The sequence below is a fragment of the Bacillus sp. FSL R9-9492 genome (assembly GCF_038007365.1).
Classification (GTDB): Bacteria; Bacillota; Bacilli; order Bacillales; family Bacillaceae_G; genus Bacillus_A; species Bacillus_A mycoides.
Genome location: NZ_JBBOXC010000001.1, coordinates 3,582,032 through 3,606,451, shown reverse-complemented (window position 1 = coordinate 3,606,451; position 24,420 = coordinate 3,582,032). Strand labels below are relative to the sequence as shown.

At 36.5% G+C, this 24,420-nt stretch carries 20 protein-coding genes and 1 pseudogene; 15 read left to right on the top strand and 6 right to left on the bottom strand.

Annotation, left to right across the window (positions count from 1 at the left end; genetic code table 11):
• Positions 1-118 precede the first annotated feature (118 nt).
• From MKY70_RS18330 to MKY70_RS18315, 4 genes are all read left to right on the top strand, one after another.
• On the top strand, positions 119-1,051 hold the full coding sequence (locus MKY70_RS18330) for a nucleoside hydrolase (protein ID WP_044439956.1): 933 nt from the start codon (positions 119-121) through the stop codon (positions 1,049-1,051).
• Between the two features lie 117 nt (positions 1,052-1,168).
• Entirely contained in the window at positions 1,169-2,278 is a 1,110-nt protein-coding gene (locus MKY70_RS18325; RefSeq protein WP_002128464.1) for a serine hydrolase, read from the top strand.
• Positions 2,279-2,379: 101 nt separating this feature from the next.
• Positions 2,380-3,888, top strand: a complete 1,509-nt coding sequence (argH, locus tag MKY70_RS18320; RefSeq protein WP_341025466.1) for an argininosuccinate lyase — start codon at positions 2,380-2,382, stop codon at positions 3,886-3,888.
• Between the two features lie 66 nt (positions 3,889-3,954).
• Positions 3,955-4,788: a GNAT family N-acetyltransferase gene (locus tag MKY70_RS18315; protein ID WP_002014365.1), complete on the top strand. Its 834-nt coding sequence runs from the start codon at positions 3,955-3,957 to the stop codon at positions 4,786-4,788.
• Positions 4,789-4,823: 35 nt separating this feature from the next.
• Here MKY70_RS18315 and MKY70_RS18310 read toward each other — a convergent pair whose 3' ends face one another.
• The gene (locus tag MKY70_RS18310) at positions 4,824-5,573 is read right to left on the bottom strand and encodes a (S)-benzoin forming benzil reductase (protein ID WP_341025465.1); all 750 of its coding nucleotides are present in this window, start codon (positions 5,571-5,573) and stop codon (positions 4,824-4,826) included.
• Between the two features lie 117 nt (positions 5,574-5,690).
• Here MKY70_RS18310 and MKY70_RS18305 point away from each other — a divergent pair, with 117 nt between their 5' ends.
• Positions 5,691-13,163: a DUF7507 domain-containing protein gene (locus MKY70_RS18305; RefSeq protein ID WP_341074545.1), complete on the top strand. Its 7,473-nt coding sequence runs from the start codon at positions 5,691-5,693 to the stop codon at positions 13,161-13,163.
• Between the two features lie 47 nt (positions 13,164-13,210).
• On the opposite strand, the gene MKY70_RS18300 is transcribed toward MKY70_RS18305, so the two are convergent.
• The gene (locus MKY70_RS18300) at positions 13,211-13,768 is read right to left on the bottom strand and encodes a CatB-related O-acetyltransferase (protein WP_002128459.1); all 558 of its coding nucleotides are present in this window, start codon (positions 13,766-13,768) and stop codon (positions 13,211-13,213) included.
• A gap of 139 nt (positions 13,769-13,907) precedes the next feature.
• Here MKY70_RS18300 and MKY70_RS18295 point away from each other — a divergent pair, with 139 nt between their 5' ends.
• From MKY70_RS18295 to MKY70_RS18265, 7 genes are all read left to right on the top strand, one after another.
• On the top strand, positions 13,908-14,249 hold the full coding sequence (locus tag MKY70_RS18295; protein WP_044439966.1) for an ASCH domain-containing protein: 342 nt from the start codon (positions 13,908-13,910) through the stop codon (positions 14,247-14,249).
• Positions 14,246-14,641 carry an NUDIX hydrolase gene (locus tag MKY70_RS18290; protein ID WP_341025461.1) on the top strand — a complete coding sequence of 132 codons (396 nt, stop codon included), beginning with the start codon at positions 14,246-14,248 and terminating at the stop codon, positions 14,639-14,641. The genes MKY70_RS18295 and MKY70_RS18290 overlap by 4 nt, the downstream gene beginning before the upstream one ends.
• Before the next feature lie 86 nt (positions 14,642-14,727).
• Positions 14,728-15,348, top strand: a complete 621-nt coding sequence (locus tag MKY70_RS18285; protein ID WP_000070943.1) for an acetate uptake transporter — start codon at positions 14,728-14,730, stop codon at positions 15,346-15,348.
• Positions 15,349-15,490: 142 nt separating this feature from the next.
• On the top strand, positions 15,491-15,934 hold the full coding sequence (locus MKY70_RS18280; RefSeq protein ID WP_001062757.1) for a flavodoxin: 444 nt from the start codon (positions 15,491-15,493) through the stop codon (positions 15,932-15,934).
• A gap of 16 nt (positions 15,935-15,950) precedes the next feature.
• On the top strand, positions 15,951-16,850 hold the full coding sequence (locus MKY70_RS18275) for a WD40/YVTN/BNR-like repeat-containing protein (RefSeq protein WP_061676033.1): 900 nt from the start codon (positions 15,951-15,953) through the stop codon (positions 16,848-16,850).
• Positions 16,851-17,068: 218 nt separating this feature from the next.
• A complete protein-coding gene (cspB, locus tag MKY70_RS18270; protein ID WP_001179147.1) occupies positions 17,069-17,269 on the top strand; it encodes a cold shock-like protein CspB in 201 nt (66 codons plus the stop codon).
• A gap of 189 nt (positions 17,270-17,458) precedes the next feature.
• Positions 17,459-18,304 carry an exonuclease gene (locus tag MKY70_RS18265; protein WP_088031031.1) on the top strand — a complete coding sequence of 282 codons (846 nt, stop codon included), beginning with the start codon at positions 17,459-17,461 and terminating at the stop codon, positions 18,302-18,304.
• Positions 18,305-18,595: 291 nt separating this feature from the next.
• Here the strand turns inward: MKY70_RS18265 and MKY70_RS30865 are convergent.
• Positions 18,596-18,718: pseudogene (locus MKY70_RS30865) on the bottom strand (hypothetical protein); the annotation flags it as partial.
• A gap of 262 nt (positions 18,719-18,980) precedes the next feature.
• On the opposite strand from MKY70_RS30865, the gene MKY70_RS18255 reads away from it, so the two are divergent.
• A complete protein-coding gene (locus MKY70_RS18255) occupies positions 18,981-19,328 on the top strand; it encodes a hypothetical protein (RefSeq protein ID WP_341025459.1) in 348 nt (115 codons plus the stop codon).
• Between the two features lie 460 nt (positions 19,329-19,788).
• On the opposite strand, the gene MKY70_RS18250 is transcribed toward MKY70_RS18255, so the two are convergent.
• Positions 19,789-20,880, bottom strand: a complete 1,092-nt coding sequence (locus MKY70_RS18250; protein WP_002033604.1) for a DUF3900 domain-containing protein — start codon at positions 20,878-20,880, stop codon at positions 19,789-19,791.
• A 115-nt stretch (positions 20,881-20,995) separates the two neighbouring features.
• Complete coding sequence (locus tag MKY70_RS18245) at positions 20,996-21,322, bottom strand: hypothetical protein (protein ID WP_002087720.1); 327 nt, start codon at positions 21,320-21,322, stop codon at positions 20,996-20,998.
• A 464-nt stretch (positions 21,323-21,786) separates the two neighbouring features.
• Between MKY70_RS18245 and MKY70_RS18240 the strand changes: the two genes are divergently transcribed.
• Positions 21,787-22,698: a VanW family protein gene (locus MKY70_RS18240; RefSeq protein ID WP_341025457.1), complete on the top strand. Its 912-nt coding sequence runs from the start codon at positions 21,787-21,789 to the stop codon at positions 22,696-22,698.
• A gap of 222 nt (positions 22,699-22,920) precedes the next feature.
• Positions 22,921-23,829, top strand: a complete 909-nt coding sequence (locus MKY70_RS18235) for a VOC family protein (protein WP_341025455.1) — start codon at positions 22,921-22,923, stop codon at positions 23,827-23,829.
• A gap of 54 nt (positions 23,830-23,883) precedes the next feature.
• Here MKY70_RS18235 and MKY70_RS18230 read toward each other — a convergent pair whose 3' ends face one another.
• Positions 23,884-24,402, bottom strand: a complete 519-nt coding sequence (locus tag MKY70_RS18230; RefSeq protein ID WP_060749162.1) for a GNAT family N-acetyltransferase — start codon at positions 24,400-24,402, stop codon at positions 23,884-23,886.
• Between the last annotated feature and the right edge of the window lie 18 nt (positions 24,403-24,420).

Here is a 24,420-nt window from a genome sequence, read left to right as displayed (position 1 = left end):
AGGAACTTCTAATATGAAGTTCCTACGTTTTTTGTTTATACAAAATTTATCTTTTTTATTCTGTATTCCGTCATGTATTCATAAAGTAATAACAATTGATGGGATGGAGTTGAGGTCTATGAAAAAAATATTATTTTTAGGAGACCCAGGAATTGATGACTCTTTAGCAATTATGTATGGATTATTGCATCCTGATATTGATATTGTTGGAGTAGTAACGGGATATGGGAATGTAACGCAGGAAAAGGCGACGAGTAATGCGGCGTATTTATTGCAAATGGCGGGCCGGGAAGATATACCTGTTATTAATGGAGCGAAAATTCCTTTATCTGGGGAGTTTGTAACATATTATCCGGAAATTCACGGAGCAGATGGCTTAGGACCTATTAAGCCTCCTAAAACTTTTTCTCCCAATATTAAACCTTTTTGTGCATTTTTCGATATCATTGAAAAATATAAAGGAGAACTAATCATTGTTGATGCCGGCAGATCAACAACATTAGCGACGGCCTTTATTTTAGAAAAACCAATGATGAAGTATGTGAAAGAATATTATATAATGGGCGGAGCTTTTTTAATGCCCGGAAATGTTACACCAGTCGCGGAAGCCAATTTTCATGGTGACCCAATTGCATCACAATTAGTTATGCAAAATGCAAAAAATGTGACACTAATACCGCTTAACGTTACATCAGAAGCGATTATTACACCGGAGATGGTGAAATACATTACGAAACATTCTAAAACGAATTTCAAGAAATTAATAGAACCGATTTTCAATTATTATTATAAAGCTTATAAAAATCTGAATCCTAAAATAACAGGGAGCCCAGTGCATGATGTAGTAACGATGATGGTAGCGGCAAATCCATCTATTTTAGATTACGTGTATCGTCGTGTTGATGTAGATACGGTTGGAGTTGCGAAAGGGGAAAGTATCGCTGATTTTCGCCCGCAACCTGAAGCAAAAGCGTTGAAAAATTGGGTTAAAATTGGCTGGTCTTTACATTATAAAAAGTTTCTAGAGGATTTTGTGAAAATTATGACGTAGACATAATAGTAGCATACAAGTTAAAATGATGGAGATGATTGTTTAAATAATCATCTCCATTATTTTGTTTTTAAGAGATAAATAGAGAAGAGTTACACAATAGGAGAGGAATTTTACTTGAAAAAAACTATAGTATGCGCAGTGATTGTGGGTATTTTTGTTTTGCTAATATCAGGTAACTTTTTAGTGAAAAAAGTGTGGAGTTCAAATAATGATGATGCGCAGTACATAGCATCCTTTATTGAAGAACATAAAGATGAAAAGAATAGTGCACTTTTAATAAAAAGAAATGATAAAGTCGTGTATTCTGTAAATCCGGATGTTGTATTGCCAGTTGCTAGTACGATGAAGTTAATTGTGGCGCTTGAATATACGAAACAAGTTACAGAGGGGAAAATCGATCCGTCTAGTTTCGTTTCAATTAATGATGTGAATCGTTATTATGTGCCGGGTACAGATGGTGGTGCACAAGATAGATGGCAAAATTATTTGCAAAAAAAAGAAAAGATAACTGAAGGAGCGGTTTCTTTAGAAGAAGTTGCAAAAGGAATGGTTAAGTTTAGTTCTAATGCAAATACTGAATATTTAATGGAGGTATTAGGATTAGACAATATTAATCGGAATTTACAAAGTTTAGCACTTCCTGCACATCAACCGCTATTTCCGATTGTTTCATCTTTATACATTCCGGGATATTTGCATAAAGAATTACATGTTCCAAAATATAAAATAGAGAAAAAGTTAAAAGAAATGTCTCAAGAGCAATATCGTGAATATGCTATGATTATTCATGAACGCTTAAAAAAGAAGGGACCATTATTACAGAAGGAAATTCCTCTGTATTTAGAGGAACGTTACGACAAAATTTGGTCGGATAGATTGCCGGCTGCTTCCGCTAACGATTATATGGTACTGCTTCAAAAGGCAAATCATCAAGGTGGTCTTACAGAAGCGGAAGAAAAAGTGTGGGCGAATATCGTTGAAACAGATATGAGCGCAAAGAAATATCGTAAAACATTCAGGCATGCTGGACAAAAGAATGGTTATACACCATGGACGGTAACAAAAGCAGTTTATGCAATGGATAAACGCGGAAACTGTACAGAAATTGTTTTCTTGGCAAATAATTTAAATGAAGATGACAGTGCTGAAATACGTAAACATTTAGCAAATCTACACTTTCAAGTGTTGCAAAGTGATAAGTATGATGCGACTTTTATTAAATAAACTCGGTGCTATGAGCGCCGAGTTTATTTTTATGTACAAGCACTTTTTCACCATCCTTGGGTATGATGGGTAGTAACACTTAGGCGAAAGGGGAAAAGGTGATGAAACAGAGTAAAGAAGAGTTTATTAAGAATGAAGGCGCTGATTTCCCTGGGAAAACATATGTAGATTGTGTATTACAGCACGTATTTAATTTTCAGCGTAATTATTTATTAAAAGATATGTTTCAAGTGCATAGGGCACATATTACTATGTTAACTGAAGAGAAGTTAATGAAAAGAGAAGAAGCGAAAGTTATATTAATCGCACTTAAAAAAGTAGAGGGGATTCCAAAGGAGAAGTTGCTATATACAGAGCAACATGAAGATCTTTTTTTCTTAGTTGAACATTTGCTTTCTCAAGAAGCAAAGTGTGAATTTGTAAGTAATATGCATATCGGTAGAAGTAGAAATGATATGGGTGTAACGATGTATCGCATGAGTTTACGGCAATTTATATTGCGGTTAATGGAACATCATTTATTGCTGCAAGAAAGTATGCTGGAGCTCGCCGGTGAACATATGGAAACAATTATGCCCGCGTATACACATACACAACCGGCGCAGCCGACAACATTTGGTCATTATGTTTTGGCAATTTATGATACGATGCAACGAGATTTAGAAAGAATGAAAAAAGCGTATCATCTTTTAAATCATTCTCCAATGGGGGCAGCTGCCCTTTCTACAACAAGCTTCTCAATTAAGAGAAAACGAGTGGCACAGTTACTTGGGTTTACAAATGTAATTGAGAACTCATATGATGCTGTTGCTGGAGCAGATTATTTATTAGAAGTTAGCTCGTTACTAATGGTTATTATGACGAATACGAGTAGATGGATTCATGATTTTTTACTATTAGCGACGAAAGAATATGATGGGATTACTGTAGCGAAGCCATATGTGCAAATAAGTAGTATTATGCCGCAAAAACGAAATCCTGTTTCAATAGAACATGCCCGTGCTATTACGAGTAGTGCTTTAGGGGAAGCATTTACTGTATTTCAAATGATTCATAATACACCATTTGGCGATATTGTCGATACGGAGGATGACTTGCAGCCGTATTTATATAAAGGAATCGAAAAGGCGATTCGTGTTTTTTGTATGATGAACGCAGTTATTCGAACGATGAAAGTAGAAAAGGAAACGTTAAAAAGTCGTTCATATAAACACGCGATTACGATTACAGATTTCGCAGATGTTTTAACAAAAAACTATGAAATACCATTTCGGCATGCACATCATGCAGCAAGTGCGATTGCGAATATGTCTATGCGGCAGAAGAAAGAATTACATGAATTAAATTTCAAAGACATAAATGTATACTTACAAGAAAATTTGAAAGTAAATTTATTAGAAGAAGAGTGGAAAGAAATTATATCACCAGAAGCTTTTATTCAAAAAAGAAATGTATATGGTGGACCGAGTAAAAAAGAGATGGAGCGTATGATTAATAAACGTAAAGAATCGTTTCGAAAAGAAGAAGAGCTATTTGAGAAGGAAAAGAAGAGAGTGTTACATGCTGAAAATGATTTGAACACATTAGTTTCAAATATTATTAAATCGTAAAAGAAGGATTTAATGAATTAATCGCCAATACTTAATGAAACTATAAATAGAGAGAAGAGATTGTCGATGATTCAATTACATGTATATGAAGAGATTCTTAATTTTACAGAAGAGGTTACACCATTTTTAGAGAAGAATGAGCAGGAAAATAATCTCATATTAGGTGTATTACAAATGGTCCAAGAACCGATATTTATAGGAGTAGCAAAACAAGAGGAAGAAATTGCAGCTGTATTTCTTCAAACAGAAGAAAAGAAACAAATAATTGTTGCTACGTCTGAGATTTCGGCAGTAGCTATTAAGGAACTTGCAAAAGAGTTAACGAAAGTATATCCAAATATTCCTGGATTGATTGGTAATAAAAAAATCGTACAGAAATTAGCGGAAGAGATTGCAGTGTTAGAGAATAAGAAAACTAATGTTGCAATGGAGCAAGGTATATATGAATTAAAACAAGTAAAGAAAAAGTGGAACGGAGATGGAATCTTTCGAGAAGTAAGTAGTGATGAGCTAACATTAATAGAGCAGTGGATATATCAATTTTGCGAAGATGTGAAGCTTCCTACTACGAAAGAAGAAGCGAAACAAACTGCTCATACATTAATTACTAATCATCGTCTATTTGGTTTAGAAGTAGACGGGAAGATTGTTTCTGTAGCTGCAAAAACGAGACCGACTACAAACAATATAACAGTTAATTTCGTATATACACCGAAAGAAGCTCGGAAAAAAGGGTACGCATCTAGTTGTGTCGCTGCACTTAGTCAACGTATGTTAGATGAAGGTTACAAAACAACGACATTATATACGGACCTGGCAAATCCAACATCAAATAAAATTTATCAAGAGATTGGTTATGAGAAGATGATGGAGTCTGTACTCATATTTTTAGAGAAATAGAATGAAAAGGCACGCTATTATAGCGTGCCTCTTTGTTATTCATCAATTCGAATTACTTCACCCTGCGGGAAATTCTCAGTTTCTAGTAAGTTACGAATAGCTTTCGCAACATATTCAGGTGACAGTAGCTTTCCTTCTTCTTTTAATGCGGTGAATCGATCTAAGTTAATAAAGTCTTCCTTATTTGTTTCACGAATTTGTGCTTGCATATTTGTATCAACAACACCGGGTGCGAAAGCGACAGTTTTTACAGGATATTCTTTCTCCACTTCTTCAGTAGCTACGCACTGTGTAAACATATTTACACCAGCTTTCGTTGTACAATAAGCTCCCCATCCGAAATAAGGATTTTTTCCTGCTCCAGATGAAATATTTATAATGCGTTTTTCTACTTTCCAGTCTTTCGTATGTTTCATGAAAGTGGAAGTAAGGATCATCGGTGCGATTAAATTAATATGAACGTTCGTAATGAATTGTTCACTTTCTGATTTTTCGATGGGTTTTATTGGTGCAACTGTGCCTGCATTATTAATTAAATGAATCGATGAGACAGTGTCTTTTTGAATAGATGAAAAGACTTCGTTAAAATGAGTTTCTAAATTATGTACATCTTGAAGATCTATGGAATGGAAAATACAATTGCTGTCGTTTTGCTCTGCGAGTTTTGCAAGCTGTTTATTTTCTCTCCTAGAAATAGAGATAACGGTTGTATTTTCTTCTAACAATTGCACGGCGATTGCCTCACCTAAACCTTGTGAAGTTCCTGTTACGATAACGTAGCGCATAGTATATTAAACTCCTCTCCATATATGTGGAATTTTGTTGGACAACGTACATTATATAGTTTGTCTACATTTTATAGTATAGAGCACTTTTTACTATAAATGAAATGAGATGATTGTGTGCCTTTTATGAATCGTTTTACAACAACAGTAACTGGTGCCGTCACGTTCACTGGGAACACGTTGGGACTAAGTCCTACATCACCTGCACCAAACAATAACTTCGGTACGATTGATGTGTTTACAACGATAAATACATCGCTTCAAGTACCTGGATTCCCGGCAGGAACAACGAATGACTGGCCATTAAATTCTTCAAGTGCAATTTTGAACCTTCCAGCAGGGAGTAGTGTTTTATACGCAGAACTAGTATGGGCCGGCACATACCGGACCGATACAGAGGATGTTACAGCATTTTTAAATGATAATATTTCATTTACAACACCAGCAGGAACATTTTCTGTTGCACCAGATCCTGCAACTGCGCAGCAAGGTTCAGTTGGGAACCAGTTTTATTATGTTCGCTCTGCTAATGTAACGAATCTTGTAAGTGCAGGTGGGGCAGGCACATATACAACAGGTACCGTGCCAGCTGCAAGAACTTCAGCTGATCCAACAATCAGTCGTTCAGCTGGCTGGACGCTTGAGGTAGTTTATCAAAATGCAAGTTTACCACTTCGGAATTTGTCAGTATATGCAGGTCAAGAAATTATCGATGCTTCATCCCCGCCAGTTGATGCTACTATTTCAGGGTTTGCTACTCCGGCAACAGGAGCTGTTACAGGAAGAGTGCTCGTAACTGCTCAAGAAGGTGATTCTAACATTGTTGGAGATCAGCTTCGCTTTGGATCGAATGCAAATGCTACAGTCGCATTATTCGGCCCGAGAAACCCCGCGAATAATTTCTTTCAATCACAAATTTGTAATGATAGTGGCAATCTAGATACGAGCGGCACATTTGGAGATTTGAATCAGCCGTTAGGAATCGCTTTAGCGGTCCGAAGACAAGGGTGGGATATTACGAATGTAGATGCCTCATCTTCTTTAGTAAACAATCAAACGTCAGCAACTGTTCGCTTTGTCACAAATGGAGATGGATACGCTGCAGCTGGTTTTGGTGTTCAAATTGATGCGACAGGTCCAATTATTAATCCTGTTAAATCGGTTAATAGAACAGTTGCAGGGGTAGGGGATACTCTCACCTATACGATTACGGTCCCGAACACAGGAACAGGAAGTGCAGAAAACGTTGTATTACAAGATAGTATTCCGAACGGAACGACATTTGTAGCAGGTAGTGTAACGGTAGGTGGAGTAACACAACCGAGTGCGAATCCAGCGAATGGAATTAATTTAGGTACAATCCCAAATAACACGCAAAGAATTGTTACATTTCAAGTTCGAATAACATCGTTCCCGAACCCAAACCCTATTCCAAATCGTGCAATGGTGTCATACCAATTCCGTCCTTTTGTTGGAAGTCCTCCTATCACAAGTACAGCTTCTTCAAATACAGTACAGACGACGGTAAATCGCGCAAATGTAAGTTTGCAAAAATCTGTAGATTTACAGACGGCAACACTTAATGATGTATTAACGTACACAGTTAATGTGACGAATAATGGGAATGTCGCTGCAAATAATGTGATTTTTGTTGATAGTATACCTGCTGGAACAACGTTTGTAACAAATAGTGTTACGGTAAATGGAGTAGCTCGACCAGGAGCGAATCCAGCAAGTAGTATTAATCTTGGAAGTATTAATGCTTCGCAAACGACTGTAGTACGCTTTCAAGTTCGAGTGACATCTAATCCTCTTGTAAATCCAATTCCGAACCGTGCAAGTGCAACGTTTAACTTTATTCCGGTTCCTGGTCAACAACCAGTTTCAGGCCAAGCGACAAGTAATACAGTATTTACTACAATAAATATAGCCGATATAAGAACGAGAAAAACAGTAGATAGAGCTTTTGCGACAATTAATGACGTTCTTACGTATACCGTTACAATTGAAAATACAGGAAATGTACTGGCGACGAACGTTATTTTTCAAGATCCAACCCCAATTGGAACGACTTTTATACCAAATAGTGTAACTGTTGATGGAGTTTCGCAACCTGGGGCAAATCCAGCGACTGGGTTTACGGTAGCGAATATATCTCCAGGTGGAAGTAGAACGGTGACTTTTCAAGTGCGAGTTACATCTACCCCATCAGGAGGCACGATTGCGAATCGCGGTAATGTAGCTGCTAATTTCGTCGTTATTCCGAATCAACCGCCAGTAACGATTAATAGGCAAACGAATACCGTTGTAACACAAGTTAATACAGGTGGTTTAAATGTAATAAAAGAAGTAAATACAGCTCAAGCGGCAGTAGGTGATACTTTAACATACACGATTGCCGTCCAAAATACAGGTAACGTTCCGTTAACAAATGTATTTTTCCAAGACACTACTTCTTCAGCGGTTTCTTTCGTTGCAAACTCTGTAACAATTAATGGAACACCACAAAGTGGACTAAATCCAAATTCAGGATTTTCTCTTCCGAATATCCCTGCGGCTCAGACAGTTGTAGTTACATTTGAAGTATTAATTGAGCAGGATCCGCCAAATGAAGATATTTTAAATCAAGCAAATGTAACAGCAAGTTTTCAAGTGAATCCGAGCGAACCGCCAGTAACAATTAATGTTCCTAGTAACATTGTGAATACAACTGTACAATCAGGGGATTTTGAAGTTGTGAAAGCAGTGAATACGGATGTTGCAACGGTAGGGGATGTTTTAGTATATACAATCGAAGTCATAAATGCAGGTAGTGTACCAGCGACAAATGTATTTTTCCAAGATTCAATTCCGCAAGGGACATTATTTATTGAAAACAGTGTATTTGTTAATGGTGTTTTACAAGAAGGGGCAGATCCAGAACTTGGGTTCCCATTAAATAATTTGCCTACTGGCGCAAGTGTAATTGTTTCGTTTGAAGTATTAATTGATGAAATTCCCCAAGGAAATAATGTCGTAAATAATGCGAATGTAACTGGAGATTTCCTTGTAAATCCAACAGAGCCACCAATTACTGTAACAGTACCAAGTAATACTGTTATGACAGTTGTGAATTCTTCAGGGCTAAATGTAATGAAGAGCGTAAGTGCTAGTGAAGCCGGTGTAGGAGATACGTTAACGTATACAGTTCGTATACAAAATAGTGGAACAGTAGCAGCGACAAATGTATCATTCCTTGATCCGATTCCATCTGGAACAACGTTTGTTGCGAATAGTGTAACAATAAACGGGATATCTCAACCTGGTTTAGATCCGACAACTGGATTTCCGCTTGCTAATATTCCAGTAGGAGGGATGGTAACTGTCACTTTCCAAGTGTTAATCACAAGTGTGCCAGCGAACAGGGTACTTCCGAATAATGCGAATGTAACTGCTGATTTCCAAGTAAGTCCTTTGCAGCCACCAATTACAATTGTAACGATTAGTAATATTGTTGTGACGCGAGTGAATGTAGGATCACTTAATGTAATGAAGAGTGTAAATACACCACAAGCAGGAGTAGGAGATACGTTAACGTATACGATTCTTATTCAAAATACAGGAACTGTTCCTGCAACGAATATTATTTTTCAAGATCCAATTCCGTCTGGTACTGCGTTTGTAGCAAATAGTGTGACAATAAACGGAGTCGTACAGCAAGGCGCGAATCCTATGACAGGTTTTCCAGTACCAAATATTCCAGTCGGGCAAACCGCTACAATTACGTTTCAAGTTACAGTGACGAGTGTTCCAAGTGGAGGGAATATAAGAAATCAATCGAATGTTACTGCAAGTTTCCTTATAAATCCGGCAGGACCTCCTATAACGACTGTTACGAATAGTAATTTTGTAGTGACACAGGTAAATACGGCACAGTTAAATATACAAAAATCTTCATCTGTACAACAAGCAGCACTTGGAGAGACTTACACGTATTCTGTTGTCATTCGAAATAATGGCACAGTACTAGCGACGAATGTTTCTTTCATTGATCCGATTACAACAGAAACAACATTTGTCGCAAATAGTGTAGCGATAAATGGAACGCCTCAACCTGGCTTTGACCCAAATGTTGGTTTCCCGCTCCCTAATATCGCAGCTGGAACATCATTGACAGTAACGTTCCAAGTTACGGTAGTTGTACCGTCTACACGTGGAGCAGTATTAAACACAGCAGCTGCTACAGCCACTTTTTTATTAAATCCTTTACAACCGCCTGTAACAACGACAAATTCAAGTAATACGACAGTAGTTACAATACCGTTACCTCCTCCTGGTGAAGTAACAGCAACAAAAACAGTTGACGTTGCAACTGGAGCGGTTGGGGATGTATTAACGTATACCGTGCTAATTTCAAACGTAGGAATTATACCTGTTACAGATGTGTTCTTCCAAGATGTCATACCAGAAGGAACGACATTTGTAGAAGATAGTGTAACGATAGGTGGGGTGCAGCAACTTGGTTTAAATCCAGAAATAGGATTTACAGTTACCCCATTATTAATTAATGGTGGAAGTATTGAGGTAACGTTCCAAGTGACGATTACAGAAATTCCAGATAATGAAGTCATATTAAATGATGCAGACGTTACATTTACTTCACAACCAAATCCTCAGGAACCACCGATTACGGAAACGATATTAACGAATTTAGTCGTTACGACAATTAATATAGCTTCGATTTTTCCATTAAAATTAGTAGATAAAGAAGTAGCCACTGTAGGAGAAATTTTAACGTATGATGTATTAATCTTTAATTTCGGCACAGTGGCAGCGACCAATGTTAAATTTATCGATACTACTTCCGCCGGTGTAGCATTTGTACCGGGAAGTGTGAGCATAAACGGGGTGCCGGCACCAGGATTAGATCCGTTCATAGGCTTTACAGTTCCAGATATACCTGTAGATGATTTTGTACTTGTCACATACCAAGAGATGGTAACGAGCATACCTCAAGGTGGAACAGTAGTTAACTTTGTGGATGTTACGGCTACATTTGCTGTAAGTGAAACAGAGCCGCCTATAACTGAAACAACGACAAGTAACACGACATTAACGAAAATAAATGAATCTGGTTTGAATGTTTTAAAATCAGTAAGTCAGCCGGTTGTTGCAGTAGGAGATACAATCACATATACCACAGTAGTTCAAAATACGGGAACGGTGACAGCGACGAATGTTCAATATAGTGATGTATTACCTTCCTCTATAACATTCATACCGAACAGTGTAACGATAGACGGTGTGTTACAACCTGGATTCAATCCTAATAATGGATTCCCGCTTCCAGATATAAATCCAGGGGAAAGTGTAGAAGTAACATTCCAAGTAACAGTTGTTAGTGTTCCGTCAAACGGAACAATTGCCAATACGGCAAATGTTACTGGAAGCTTTATATTAGTACCAGGAGAACCACCAGTTATAGTAAATCAGCCAAGTAATACAACACTTACAACTGTAAATAGAGGACGCTTCAATGTTATTAAACAAGTCAATAGAGCTGCTACCTTAGTTGGAGATGTATTAACGTATACAGTGCAAATAACGAATACAGGAACAGTAACAGCTAACGATGTTCAGTTTATTGATACGATTTCAGCAGGAGCGTCATTTGTACCAAATAGTGTAACGGTAAATGGAACTCCGCAACCTGGTTTGAATCCGATTACTGGGTTTGGAATTGGCGATATACTTGTTGGCAATACGACTATAGTGACGTTCCAAGCGACAGTGACAAATATTCCATCTTCAGGAACGATAACGAATGTTGCAAATATAACAGGAAGTTTTACTTTAGTACCAGGAGAACCACCAGTTGTAGTAACAGAGCCGAGTAATACGACAATAACAAGGGTAAATAGAGGGCGATTCAATGTTATAAAAACTGTCAACAAACAGGCGACACGATTAGGAGATACGTTAACGTATAGTGTGCAAGTTACAAATACAGGAACGGTAACAGCGACAAATGTGCAATTTATTGACGTTCCATCACCTAGTTTAGAATTCGTTCCAGGGAGTGTGCAGATAAATGGGATTCCACAAGTAGGTTTAGATCCTTTTGTAGGCTTTTCATTACCGGATCTTGCAGTAGGAGATAGCATACTAATCACATTTGAAGTAAATGTAATCGTAATTCCGCCTTCTAGTAGCATTATGAATACAGCGAGAGTAACTGGAGATTTTGAATTGATTCCAGGAGAACCACCGTTTACAATTACGAATTCAAGTAATACGACAGTCACACCAGTAAATAGAGGCAGTTTAGATATGCTGAAAGAAGTAGATCATTCAATTGTTGGAGTAGGAGAAACGGTAACGTACCGTGTTCGCATATTAAATACTGGTACGGCTGATGCAATGAATGTTCAATTTATTGATGTGTTATCTCCGGAAGCGGCTTTTGTACCAAATAGTGTAACGGTAAATGGAGTAGCACGTCCAGGAGTAAATCCGCAGGTTGGATTTACGATTTTAGACATTTCAGTCGGTGAGACGGCGATTGTAACATATGAAGCTACAATTACAAGTTTTCCAGATGGTGGTACAGTAGTGAACGTTGCTGGAGCATCGGCAGAATATATTTTAGTACCAGGGGAACCGCCAGTTACAGTGATGGACACGAGTAATACAGTTATTGTAACGGTAAATACTGCAATCTTATTTGTTGCAAAAGGAGCAAACTTTGAAGTAGCAATGGTAGGAGATGTTGTCACTTACGGAATTGCTGTTATAAATGATAGTACAGTTCCTGTGACAAATATTATTTTAACAGACATCATTGACCCAAATACGTTATTTATAAATGGCACGGTAACGGTAAATGATGTACCTTTTCCATTTGCCAATCCGAATACCGGTATCCTTTTAGGTGATTTTCAGCCGAATGATGCAGCAATTATTAATTTCCAAGTTGTAATAACAGGAGGGCAAATAAATAACTTAGTAACAAATACTGCTACAGCGAATGGGCTTGCAACTGTAAATCCTAATGAGCCGCCAGTAGTAGTTGAAGGCGATAGTAATACAGTTGTTATCCCGTTTATTCCTCAAAATGTTTCAACAACAGTCGTAAAAACGGCAGATCTTCAATCAGCAACGATAGGCGATGTTATTACGTTTACGACAGTTATTACGAATACGGGGGATACAGCGATACAAAATATTCGTTTTCAAGATATGTTAGATAGTAGTTTTCGATTTGTTCCTGGAAGTGTAACTGTTGATAATACGCCAGTGCCAAATGTAAGCCCAGTATCAGGGTTTCTTATAGGAAGTTTAAATCCAGGTGAAGCACGGACAGTTTCGTTCCAAGTAACAGTTCAGAGTGCACCAAGTGGTTCAGGAAATTATATTAATCAAGCGAGTATTCGCTTCGAACATCAAGTAGGCACAGTATTGCCACCTGTTACACAAATAATAGATAGTAACATAGTTGTCATTCCATTTGTTCCAACGATAGAACAAATTTGTGAAACAAACTTTAATTGTTTAGACGAAATTCCATTTCACTGTTCTCCGTGTAATCAGTTGCGAATAAATAAAAAATAAACACAAAAAGAGCATCCTGAAAGAATAGGATGCTCTTTTTGTTTAGATCAAGTAGCTTCTTCTTCGGGAGAAGTGAAAAATTCGTTGACTTTGTTGGAGAGTAGAAATGGAATAGCTCCTTTTATAACGGAAATGTCCCAGTCCCACCATGCAAGGTTTTCTAGTTTTTCAATGATTTCTTGCGGGAAACGATATCGAACTAGTTTGGCAGGATTACCAGCGACGATTGCATATGGAGGTACGTCTTTTGTAACAACACTCTTGGCCCCGATAATGGCCCCGTTACCAATTGTAACACCAGATAAAATGCAAGATTGATAACCAATCCATACATCATTGCCGACTACGATATCACCTTTTGAAGAAGGATGACCAGTAATGTGTGCTCCTTCTTCGAAGAGGACATTAAATGGATAAGTTGTTATCCAATCAGCACGATGTTCACCTCCAAGTACGAAAACGACTTCTTCTCCTAATGAACAAAACTTACCTATTTTTAATTTTGTTTCATCATTCCAAGAAAAAATAATAGGGCCTACTTTACTGTAAGTATAATCACCGATATCATATTTATTATATTCAGGTTTTTGATTTAAATATAACATACCAATTTTATCATCCTCTCTAAAGAAAGTAATGGATATGGAACATTATATGCAAGGTGAAGTAAGGCGAACTATGTTGTATGAAATAGTAATGTGCAAAAATGTTAGTAGGCAAGATGAATAAAAGGGAGTGAAATGTATGAGATACGAAATGGGATTATATAATAAACCTTTTCAGTCGATTCAATTAGGAAAAAAAGTATATGAAGTACGCTTATACGATAAAAAACGTCAACTTATAAAACAAGACGATGAAATTGTATTTACGAACCTTACGACAGCAGAAACGATGGCTGTAAAAGTAACGGAGATAAAACGATACGAAAGCTTTAAAGCAATGTACGAACAAATTGATAAAAAATTATTTGATTGTGAAGAACTTAGTGTAAAAGAAATGTTAGAAAGTACATACGGAATATATACGAAAGAACAAGAAAAAGAATGGGGAACAGTTGCGATTGGTGTTGAGGTAATAAAGTGAGAAGAAATCGCGGTGCAGCTATAATTATACAAGGTGGTAAAATCGCTCTTATAAAACGTGTTCGAGAAGGTGAGCTGTATTTTGTTTTTCCAGGCGGGGGAATTGAAGAAGGAGAAACGCCTGAAGAAGCAACGAAGCGAGAGGTTTATGAAGAATTAGGGGTACATATACAAGTGGAGCATCGGATTGCAAAGGTGGAGTATAAAGGTACGGAGTATTATTATACTGCCCATATTATAGGTGGAGTTTTCGGAAGTGGTAAAGGCGAGGAGTTCGAGCTGAAAGATAGAGGGAGTTATATTCCTTTATGGATGCGGGTAAATGAGTTGCCAAATTTAAATGTAAAACCTTATGATGTGGCCAAATGTGTATTTGATTATTATGGAATATAAGGTCTGACAACATACAAAAAAAACCATTGACATAGCCTTCTGATTTAAGTATTGTATTCGAGTATGTTTATAATCAGGAGGTTTATATGAGCAATCAAACTACTACACATCATGTGAAAATGACAACAGCAGATCCATCTGGAATCGGTCTATTTGGATTAGCGATGGTAACACTTGTAGCATCATCTCAAAAGTTAGGCTTAACAGATGGCGTTTCACTTGTATTACCATGGGCAATCTTTTTAGGAGGATTTGCACAAATCTTTGCATGCATTCACGATGCAAAGCACAACAATACGTTCGGTACAACAGCATTTGGTGCGTACGGCCTATTTTGGTTAGGTGTTGGAATGACTTGGTTAATTCAACTTGGAGTATTTGGCGAAAAATTAGCCCAAACTGCAGATTCAAAACAGCTCGGTGTAGCCTTTATCGGATACTTGATTTTCACGATCTTTATGACAATTGGTGCAATGGAAACACATAAAGTATTATTTATGATTTTCGTCCTTATTGATTTCTTATTTATCGGTCTTTCATTAAGTACTTTAGGTGTTATGCCGCACGCAATGCATAATTTAGCAGCGTATTCTGAACTATGTATTTCATTATTATCTTTCTATGGTTCAGCAGCAGCTGTGTTAAATACACACTTCGGAAAAGTTGTATTACCAGTTGGAAAACCCTTTGGTATTTTTAAAAAGTAATAAAAAAGAACAGATGATTGTATAGTCATCTGTTCTTTTTTTTATGGAATAAAATAAAATAGCAAAAAATATAATTGAAATTGATTCTCATTATTAATATAATGAGAATGAGAATCAATTATTGTAAGAGGGGGATGCCGAAGTGGCGAAAATTTTAATAGCGTATGCAAGTATGTCAGGGAATACAGAGAGTATTGCTGATTTAATTAAAGTAAGTTTAGATGCCTTTGATCATGAAGTAGTATTGCAAGAGATGGAAGGTATGGATGCTGAAGAATTATTAGCTTATGATGGAATCATTTTAGGATCTTATACGTGGGGTGATGGTGAATTACCATTTGAAGCGGAAGATTTCCATGATGAGTTAGAAAATATAGATTTAACGGGTAAAAAAGTGGCTGTTTTTGGATCAGGTGATACGGCGTATGAACTGTTTTGTGAAGCGGTAACGATATTTGAAGAACGTCTTGTAAAATGCGGGGCAGAACTTGTACAAGAAGGATTGAAAATTGAATTAGCTCCAGAAGATAAAGAAGACGTTGAAAAATGCAGTGATTTTGCAATTGCTTTTGCCGAGAAGTTCTAGGAACGGGAGTGTCAACGTGGAAACAATGTTAAGTGCAACTGCTATTACAAAGTTAAGAGATGGAAAGCTTTTGTTAGCTACTACATATAATGGTTTATTCATTGAAAAAGATGGAGAATGGAAACAGGCTTTAACTGGTTTCCAAAAACGAATTCGAGATTTACATAGTGAAGGTAACGTAGTTTACGGAGTAGGAGACGAAGGAGTTTTTATTCGTAGTATGAATGGTGGAGAAACGTGGACGATCCAGCGCTTTCCAACGAAAGCAACGAGCTGGAATGTATGTAGTAATGAGAATGGAACAGTAATTGCTCATGGAGATAAAACACTATATCATTCTAATGATTTTGGTTCCACATGGGAGATTATTCAGCCATTTCTTAATTACGGTAGTGAGGCACCATCTATTCGATCATTATTTTTATATAAACATTACTTATTTATAGGTACGAAAATACATACTAAATATGGTGGTGTTTGGCTTTTTGATTTAGAGACACGTAAATTAAAAAGGATTAAAATAGCGATGAATCAGATGATTTCTGCGTTGACTATACATAATTCCTATTTAGTAGCGGCAAGTGGATCGTGCAAGGGGATTAGCGGAAATATTTCTTTTTGCAGAATAGATGAGAGTATCGAAAATGATAAAATAGGTTGGCATACATGTCAAAGTGAACAAAAAGCGAGTAGTTATTTAGATTTAAGTGTGGATCAACATGTGTTATATACAACGTCAACGCAAAATAAGGCGGGAATTAGCACTGTTTGCCGTGTGCTTCTTGAAGAAGGAATTGTTACAGTATGTGATTCGGTTAAAGGGCATGGTTGGCGCATTGTTAATGAAAAAGAAGGCTATGTTGTAGCTGGATCAGGTGAATTAAAAACGATGCAGTGGAAAAAAAAAGCTGTATAACTTTAAAAAAACTTTACTTTTATTATATTGGTATGATATAGTTACTTTAAACCATTTTACTTTTAATAATATAGAGATTTAAATGAGCTGTAACTTCCGAGGAGGATAGCAATGTTAAATCTCCTCTGGGGTTGCAGTTTTTTAATATATGATGTATTATTGTAAAGTGGTTGAAAATGAATATGTACATATAGGTACATTGTAGGAGGATTTTTTAAATGCAAAACGGTAAAGTAAAATGGTTTAACGCAGAAAAAGGTTTCGGTTTCATCGAGGTTGAAGGCGGAGAAGACGTATTCGTTCATTTCTCAGCTATCCAAGGCGACGGCTTCAAATCTTTAGAAGAAGGTCAAGAAGTTACTTTCGAAGTAGAACAAGGTAACCGTGGACCTCAAGCTACAAACGTAAACAAGAAGTAATTATGAAAAAAAGAAGGGCTTGCCCTTCTTTTTTTTTGCGTTTTTATTGAATATCCTCCTATGTACATGTAATAATAAGACTGAATTTTTGATTTTTATGCGAAGTTTTTCATGCATAAAGTGCATTAATAAATAAATACTGAAAATAAAGTATGTGTGTGAAAAGGAATTTAGAAAGAGGTAAATAAATTGAAAAACGCTACACACTTCATTGTGTTTGATATTGAAAGGAATTTTAGGCCGTATAAATCAGAAGATCCGTCAGAAATAGTTGATATTGGAGCTGTAAAAATAGATGTGAGTACAATGAAGGTTATTGGAGAATTTTCAGAGTTAGTAAAACCAAGTGCCCCATTAACTCGTCATACAACAAAATTAACTGGAATTACAAAGAAAGATTTAATAGGTGTAGGGAATTTCCCTCAAATTATAGAGAAATTTATTCAGTTCATCGGAGAAGATTCAATATTTGTTTCATGGGGAAAAGAAGATTACCGTTTTCTATCTCAAGATTGTACATTATACGGTGTAGAATGCCCATGTATGGAAAAAGAGAGTAGATTTGATGTGCAAAAATTTGTTTTTCAGGCGTATGAAGAATTATTTGAGCATACACCAAGTTTACAATTTGCAGTGGATCAGCTCGGCTTAACGTGGGAAGGGAAGCAGCACCGGGCTTTAGCAGATGCTGAGAATACAGCAAATATCTTTCTGAAAGTATATGGCGAGAGAGATATTAACAAGCGATACAAGAGATATGGTGAGCTTGAACTTGTAAAGAACGGAAAACTAACAGAAAAAGCGAAAAAAAGGATGCGGAAATGGGTGTTTAAAGAACTGAGAAAAAATACAGAGCGTCCTTTTGTATGGAATGCATTTGAAAGTAGTGACACGTGGGAAAGTATAACGGAAAGATATTATATAAGTGAATCAGCAGTAGAACTTCTGAAAAAACACTTTCCTACTGCGGTGAGAAAAGCGGAGCGGCAGCTTAGGTATTTGGCTGAGATGGAGAAAGTAGTAGAAGAAAGTTAGTAATAAAATTTATTTTATTCATATGTACAACTAGACTTCAGGATTAAGTTGCTGAAGTTTAGTTGGAAAATTCACGGCTTGTCCCGTATTAGGAATGGAGTATTTTATTGTTTTTAGTACGAATGTACAAATTATTTGTTTTCTGAGAAAGATAATGGAGAGTAGTGTGAGGGATAGAACAAAATAGGGAGCAAATTACGCAGAGGATTCAGTATTTAGGGAGAGATAACGTGAATTTCTAGTTTGAAATATAATAGGAATAGCATTGTTTACATTGTTCGAATTAACGAGTTAATATTCACTTTCTGAAAATGGAATATTTAACTTGTTTTCTACAGTACGTAAACGTTGGTTTAAACGGTTCAACCGACGGGTGTGTCGCTCAACTGTATTTTCTAATTGATGAACTCTTTCATTTAAGTTATTCACCTGAAAGTTTAACTTGTTTATTTTTTGTTCAAGTTCGTATATCTTTCTTTCTGATGAATTGTAACACCCCATATAAATCCTCCATTCTATTAAAGTAAGTTTAATCTATAGTAGTATATGTATAAATGAAAGGAAAGGTAACTGAATTTAGAAAAAATGGAAACGCTTAATATATCTTTAAATCGTGGTGTATTAAAGATTAAAATCGAAGAATAAGATAAGAGTTTTATACAAGGGAGGTGTGATAGTGATAGACTTGGATATCAAAGACGTCACCGTAAAGATGGAATTAAACGGGGTCTTTTGGAATGAGGATGGGATCGCTGAAATGACGGTGACTACAAAAGAAGAGCATTCTCTTCTTCTTCGTCTATTAGTTGACTTAGAAAGTAAAACTATTAGGGCGACGAGTGCCGAAATAGTGAATGGATTCTGCCCTCGGTGCAAACAGAAAAGGGACGAATGTAGTGAACTTAATGACTTACAAAACAAAATGGATATTTTAGAAGAAGCTTACGATTGGGTGAGAGAGCATCCAGAATATCGTTTTCAATTATCTTTTTACGAGTACAATAAATTTGAGGTAGTGAAGTGAAATTTTCATTTTAACAACATACATAATGACTAAAAGGAAAAACACCAAAAACTTATAGAAGGACTTGGTCAACTAGAAATATTGAAGTAGATGTCTCTCATGGAAATACGCTTGTACAACAAGGAAGGAATCTGCTTGATTCTACAAGAAATGTCATCTTGGAGCAAAAATATTTTTTAAAAATAAGCATATTTGTTATAAAGAAGAAAAACCGATTCTTAGTAGAATCGGTTTTTAGTATAAATGTCAACTATGTCCCAAATAAAAGAGTGCTTGTTAATAGAGCTCAGTAAAAATAGGTATATGGAAGCATTTATTCAATCCCATTCGGATCATACAATATAACATTAACAGATATACAAGACGGACACGTTACAGCGCATGTTCTTGATACGAAATGTTTTCGATAATAAAAAGACAATGATGGAATTTAACCCGTCATTGTCTTCTTTACATTATTCTATTCAATTTCTCCTGATCCATAGCTATACTGCTGTTTATTCTCAATCCGCTCAATCACATCTTGTAATTCATCTGGCTTCAAAAACTCAATTGGAGAGAAGCCTTTCTCAAACGTAAGTGTATCAGCCTCAATCATTAATACATATCGGTCGTTTACCTTTGCAATATGTATTAGGTCTCCGAAATCAGCAAGCAAAGCCTTCACAGAGATATGATCTGCTTTTAGCTTTAATTCCACTTCAGGGGCGTGCTCGACGATTTGAGCGGTAGCTTCCATTACTTCTTCTGTTGAAAATTGTTCCATAATTTCGCGTTTCGGACTGGCAGCCCATACTTCCATCGCTTGGTCGAACTGTTCACGTTCTTCAGTACCTTCTTCAAATACATCTTCAATTTGGTCGTATACCATGTCCATTACTTGTGTTTTCATAATTTCAGGCATAGAGCGTTCGTATTCGACGAATTTTAAGAAGTCTTCAAAGTAGCGGGCGTGTGATGCTTGGTGTATTTTTAGTTCGCCAGGCTCCACCATACCTTCTTCAGGCATGTATGGGTACTGGATAGATTTCATATTCTTTGTTGTGATGGCCATTTCAACGTTACGAATAAGTGTTGATTCATCAGAAATGGAAGCAACCTTTGGTTCGAAGTCACATTTCATTACGAATACGAATGGATCATCAAAGTATTTGCGTAGTTTTGCTTGAGCGATTAAAAACACACCACCACGTACAGCGCTTGTGTCAAGGTATGTATAAACGAGAGGTTCGCTCATATCTTTGAAGTTTTCTTTTGTTTCTGCAAAGCGAATACGATTAAATAAGTTGTAATGAGGGTTTGAATCGAGTTCATGCCCTTCTTCTACAATAAAGCGACCGATCTTCGTTGGGGCTTGTTCTGTTTTTGCGTGACGTTCTACTTTTCGCTTTGAAATTTTTAATAATTCACCATTCAAAAATTCTTTTAAAGAGCTATCTTCATACTCTTCAGCGTCTAATGTTTGAAAATGTTTATAGCGCTTATCAACTGCTTCACCTTTTCCTTCTACTTGTACTACATAAAAGGAAAGAAAATTTATTTCAAAATCCATATTTATCACCTTGTTTCATTTCATTAACTCTTATCAGTATAGAGATGGAAAAAACTTTCGTCAATTTATATAAGGAAGGGGGAGCCCCTTCCTTATATATTTGTTATTTTCGAAATTAAAATCCGTCTTCTAATGCTGAAAATGGAATATTCAGCCTATTTTCTACTGTACGTAAACGCTGATTTAAGCGGTTTAATCTACGCGTATGACGCTCAACTGTGTTTTCTAGTTGACGTACTCTTTGCTCAAGCTCATTTACTCGTCTTTCTAATTGACGGTTTCCAGTACCAGGGAAAGAGATTGGAAGTTGAAATTGTCGATTTTGATCATATGGATTAACTTGTTCTGTTTGATCTATATATTGTTGGTATTGTGCCTGTAAATCATACTGAGGTTGGTAACCATATTGGTTATATGGATCATAAGGATTGTAGGGATACATAAAAACATCCTCCATTTCTTTATAATAGGTTAAATTCATCATAATGTATGTGCAAAAGCGGAGTAGTGGCACGGCAAATACCTATATACCTGAAGTGAATGATTGTTTTTACCGATAAAAGCTCGGTTTAAGTTGTTAATAATGATCACATATGAGAGAGCGGTATTACGGTTTCTGAAGCATGCAGGTGAATAGAGAGGTGAAATGAAAGGGTTTTACATTTGTATTTCATCTGTTGAATGGTATATACTGGATAGAGATAGGTTACATAAAAGTTACAATCTTATCAAACTCGAAAATTTATATAAATATGTATAGACATTTACAAAAGAAAAGAGTAGTTTTAATAGAGTAAAAAACAACTTGTAACATTTTCTAAATATATTGTAAAATGATTGTAACAAAACATACATAAAAATGAAATATTACATAAGAAATAATGTTGGGGAAAAGGAGAGAGTATATTGTTCCGAAAAATAAAGGGTATATTAGTAGGGGTGCTATGTGTAGCTGTAGTAAGTGGTTGTGGCACAAAAGTAAGTGATGTGGCATTAGTAAGTGATTTTGGTGGGAACGTTGTAGAGGCTAAGGCTGATGTACAGGATTCAATTAGCTTAGTGGATGGGCGTACTGGTACTGAAGTGAAAAAAATAGACTTATCGAGCTTAGGTTATTTTGAAGATGAGGCGAAATTCAAAAAATCGGTAACGAAGGTTGCAGGTGAAGTTGGGAAAAGCGTTGACCAAAAGATGGTTCCTTCACGTATAGCTCCTGATGGATCATGGCAAGAAGGAAAGCCTTCTTTTGAATTAATGGAAAAAGAATTAGTAGATAAATTATTAAACGTTGGTATGTGGGATTCTTCATATCAGTTACCTATCGTTGAGAAAAAGCCTACCGCAACATTAAGTGATGCGCAAGGAAGTGGCACGGTAATTGGTAGATATGAAACGAATTTAGGTGGATCAGCAGGTGGCCGTATTGAGAATATTCGTTTGTCGGCAGCGAGCATAAATGGAGTTGTATTAGCAAAAGGAGACAGTTTCTCTTTTAATGCATTAATCGGTGATACAACGCCAGATAAAGGATATCAATTAGGTAAAGAAATTGTAGATGGTAAATTAGTAGATGGTTATGGTGGTGGCGTTTGTCAAACATCATCAACGCTATACAATGCAGCAGATCAAGCTGGTTTGAAAATGGTAGAGAGAACTACACATTCTAAAACAGTAGGTTATGTCCCTCAGGGAAGAGATGCAACAATTGCTTATCCATATTTAGACTTAGTATTTGAAAATACGAATGATGCTCCTGTTAAGCTTTATATGGGCATTCAAGGCGGAAAGTTAGTTGCTGAAGTACATAAGATGAAATAAATATGTAGTTAAAGGATAAGAAAGTAAAATATTTATAGTTTCTATAATTGAAGCCATCTCTTCTGAATTTCAGAGGAGATGGCTTTTTGTCATTAATGGCCTTCTTAAAAAACTATGAATTCTGATTTTTCTTATTTACATAGTGTGTTTTTAGTTGTATCCTTCATAGTAACGGCGATGTTAGTTTGTTTTGAAATAAAGGATTAGGAGAGGAAGTTATTCATGGTACAAATTCATCCGAAAACACGTATTGGTCATGTCGAATTTAAAGTAAAAGATTTAGAGCGTCAAATTGCTTTTTATGAGAATGTAGTAGGGTTAGAGGTAAGTAAGGAAGAGGGGAATAAAGCATATTTAACAGGAAAAGGTGGTAAGAATACGTTACTTGTTCTTGAGCAGTTGGAAGATGCAGCGCTACAAGAACCGCGTACGACGGGTATATATCACGTTGCCTTTTTAGTTCCGACTCGTGAAGCTTTTGCTTCGGCACTATTTGGTGTTATTCGCAATAAAAAGGTAATTGATAGTCCGGTTGAGCAAGAAGGACGTTATACATATTCAAATGAAATTTTGCCAATTTCAAGATTTAATAGTGCAAGTGATCATACGTATAGTGAGGCGTTTTATTTACAAGATTTAGAGGGGAATGGTATCGAGATTTATGCAGATCGCCCTCGAGGTCAATGGGGAGAAGGGCCAGGGGGAAGTACGCCACTAGATTTAAAAGAACTGGCAACGCTCGTTAATTATGAGTTTGATGGATTACCTGCTGACACTGTCGTTGGGCACGTCCATTTACGAATAGCTGATGTAGAAAAGTCACATGAGTTTTATGTAGATACAGTAGGTTTTGAAGTACAACAGCGTGAAGATGATTGCTTATTTATTTCGGCAGGAGGCTATCATCACCATATTGGTGCAAATACGTGGAACGGGGTAAATAATCCACATCCACCAGCACATGCAACTGGACTAAAAGTGTATACGATAGTACTACCGCATAAAGAAGCGTTAGATGAAGTGAAAGAAAGATTAATAGAAAAACAACATGAAATAAATGAAACTACAAATGGATTTACTGTAGTAGATCCAAGTGGTATTACAGTGCAGTTTGAAATAGAAGCAGTATAAAAGGAAAAAGGAGCCAGAAAGTGTTTAATCACTTTCTGGCTTGTTTTTGATTATTTAGAGCTCAATCCAATACCTTCTCACAACATTCCCATCTTCTTCAGTGAAATCATCATCACGGAGACCGCCGTTATGTAAAATCGTTTTCTCTGAAGCAGTATTCACTTCGTCGCAAACGACAAGTGCTTTCGTGATGTTTAATTCTTTCGTTTTTTCTAATGATAACTCTAGTAACTTTGTAGCATAGCCTTTTCTTCTTTCAGAAGGGCGAATACCATAACCGATATGACCTCCAGCATTAAATAGGTGATTAGTTAAACTATGACGTATATTAACAGCTCCTATAATTCTATTTTCATCTGTAACGAGCCAATACGTAGAGTCTGGTACCCAATTTTCAGGAATATTTATTCCGTTATGTGCGTCGTGTAATTCTTGAATCATTGTCGGAAAATTAGAAGGGTCTTTTGAAATAACCCATGGAATCATCGTTTCACCGCTATCTTTCCATTCGGTATAAAAATCTAAGTATTCTTCTTGTAAATCAGTAGTAGGTGTAAGTAAAGAGACGTTCATTGTAAGTAAGCTCCTTTT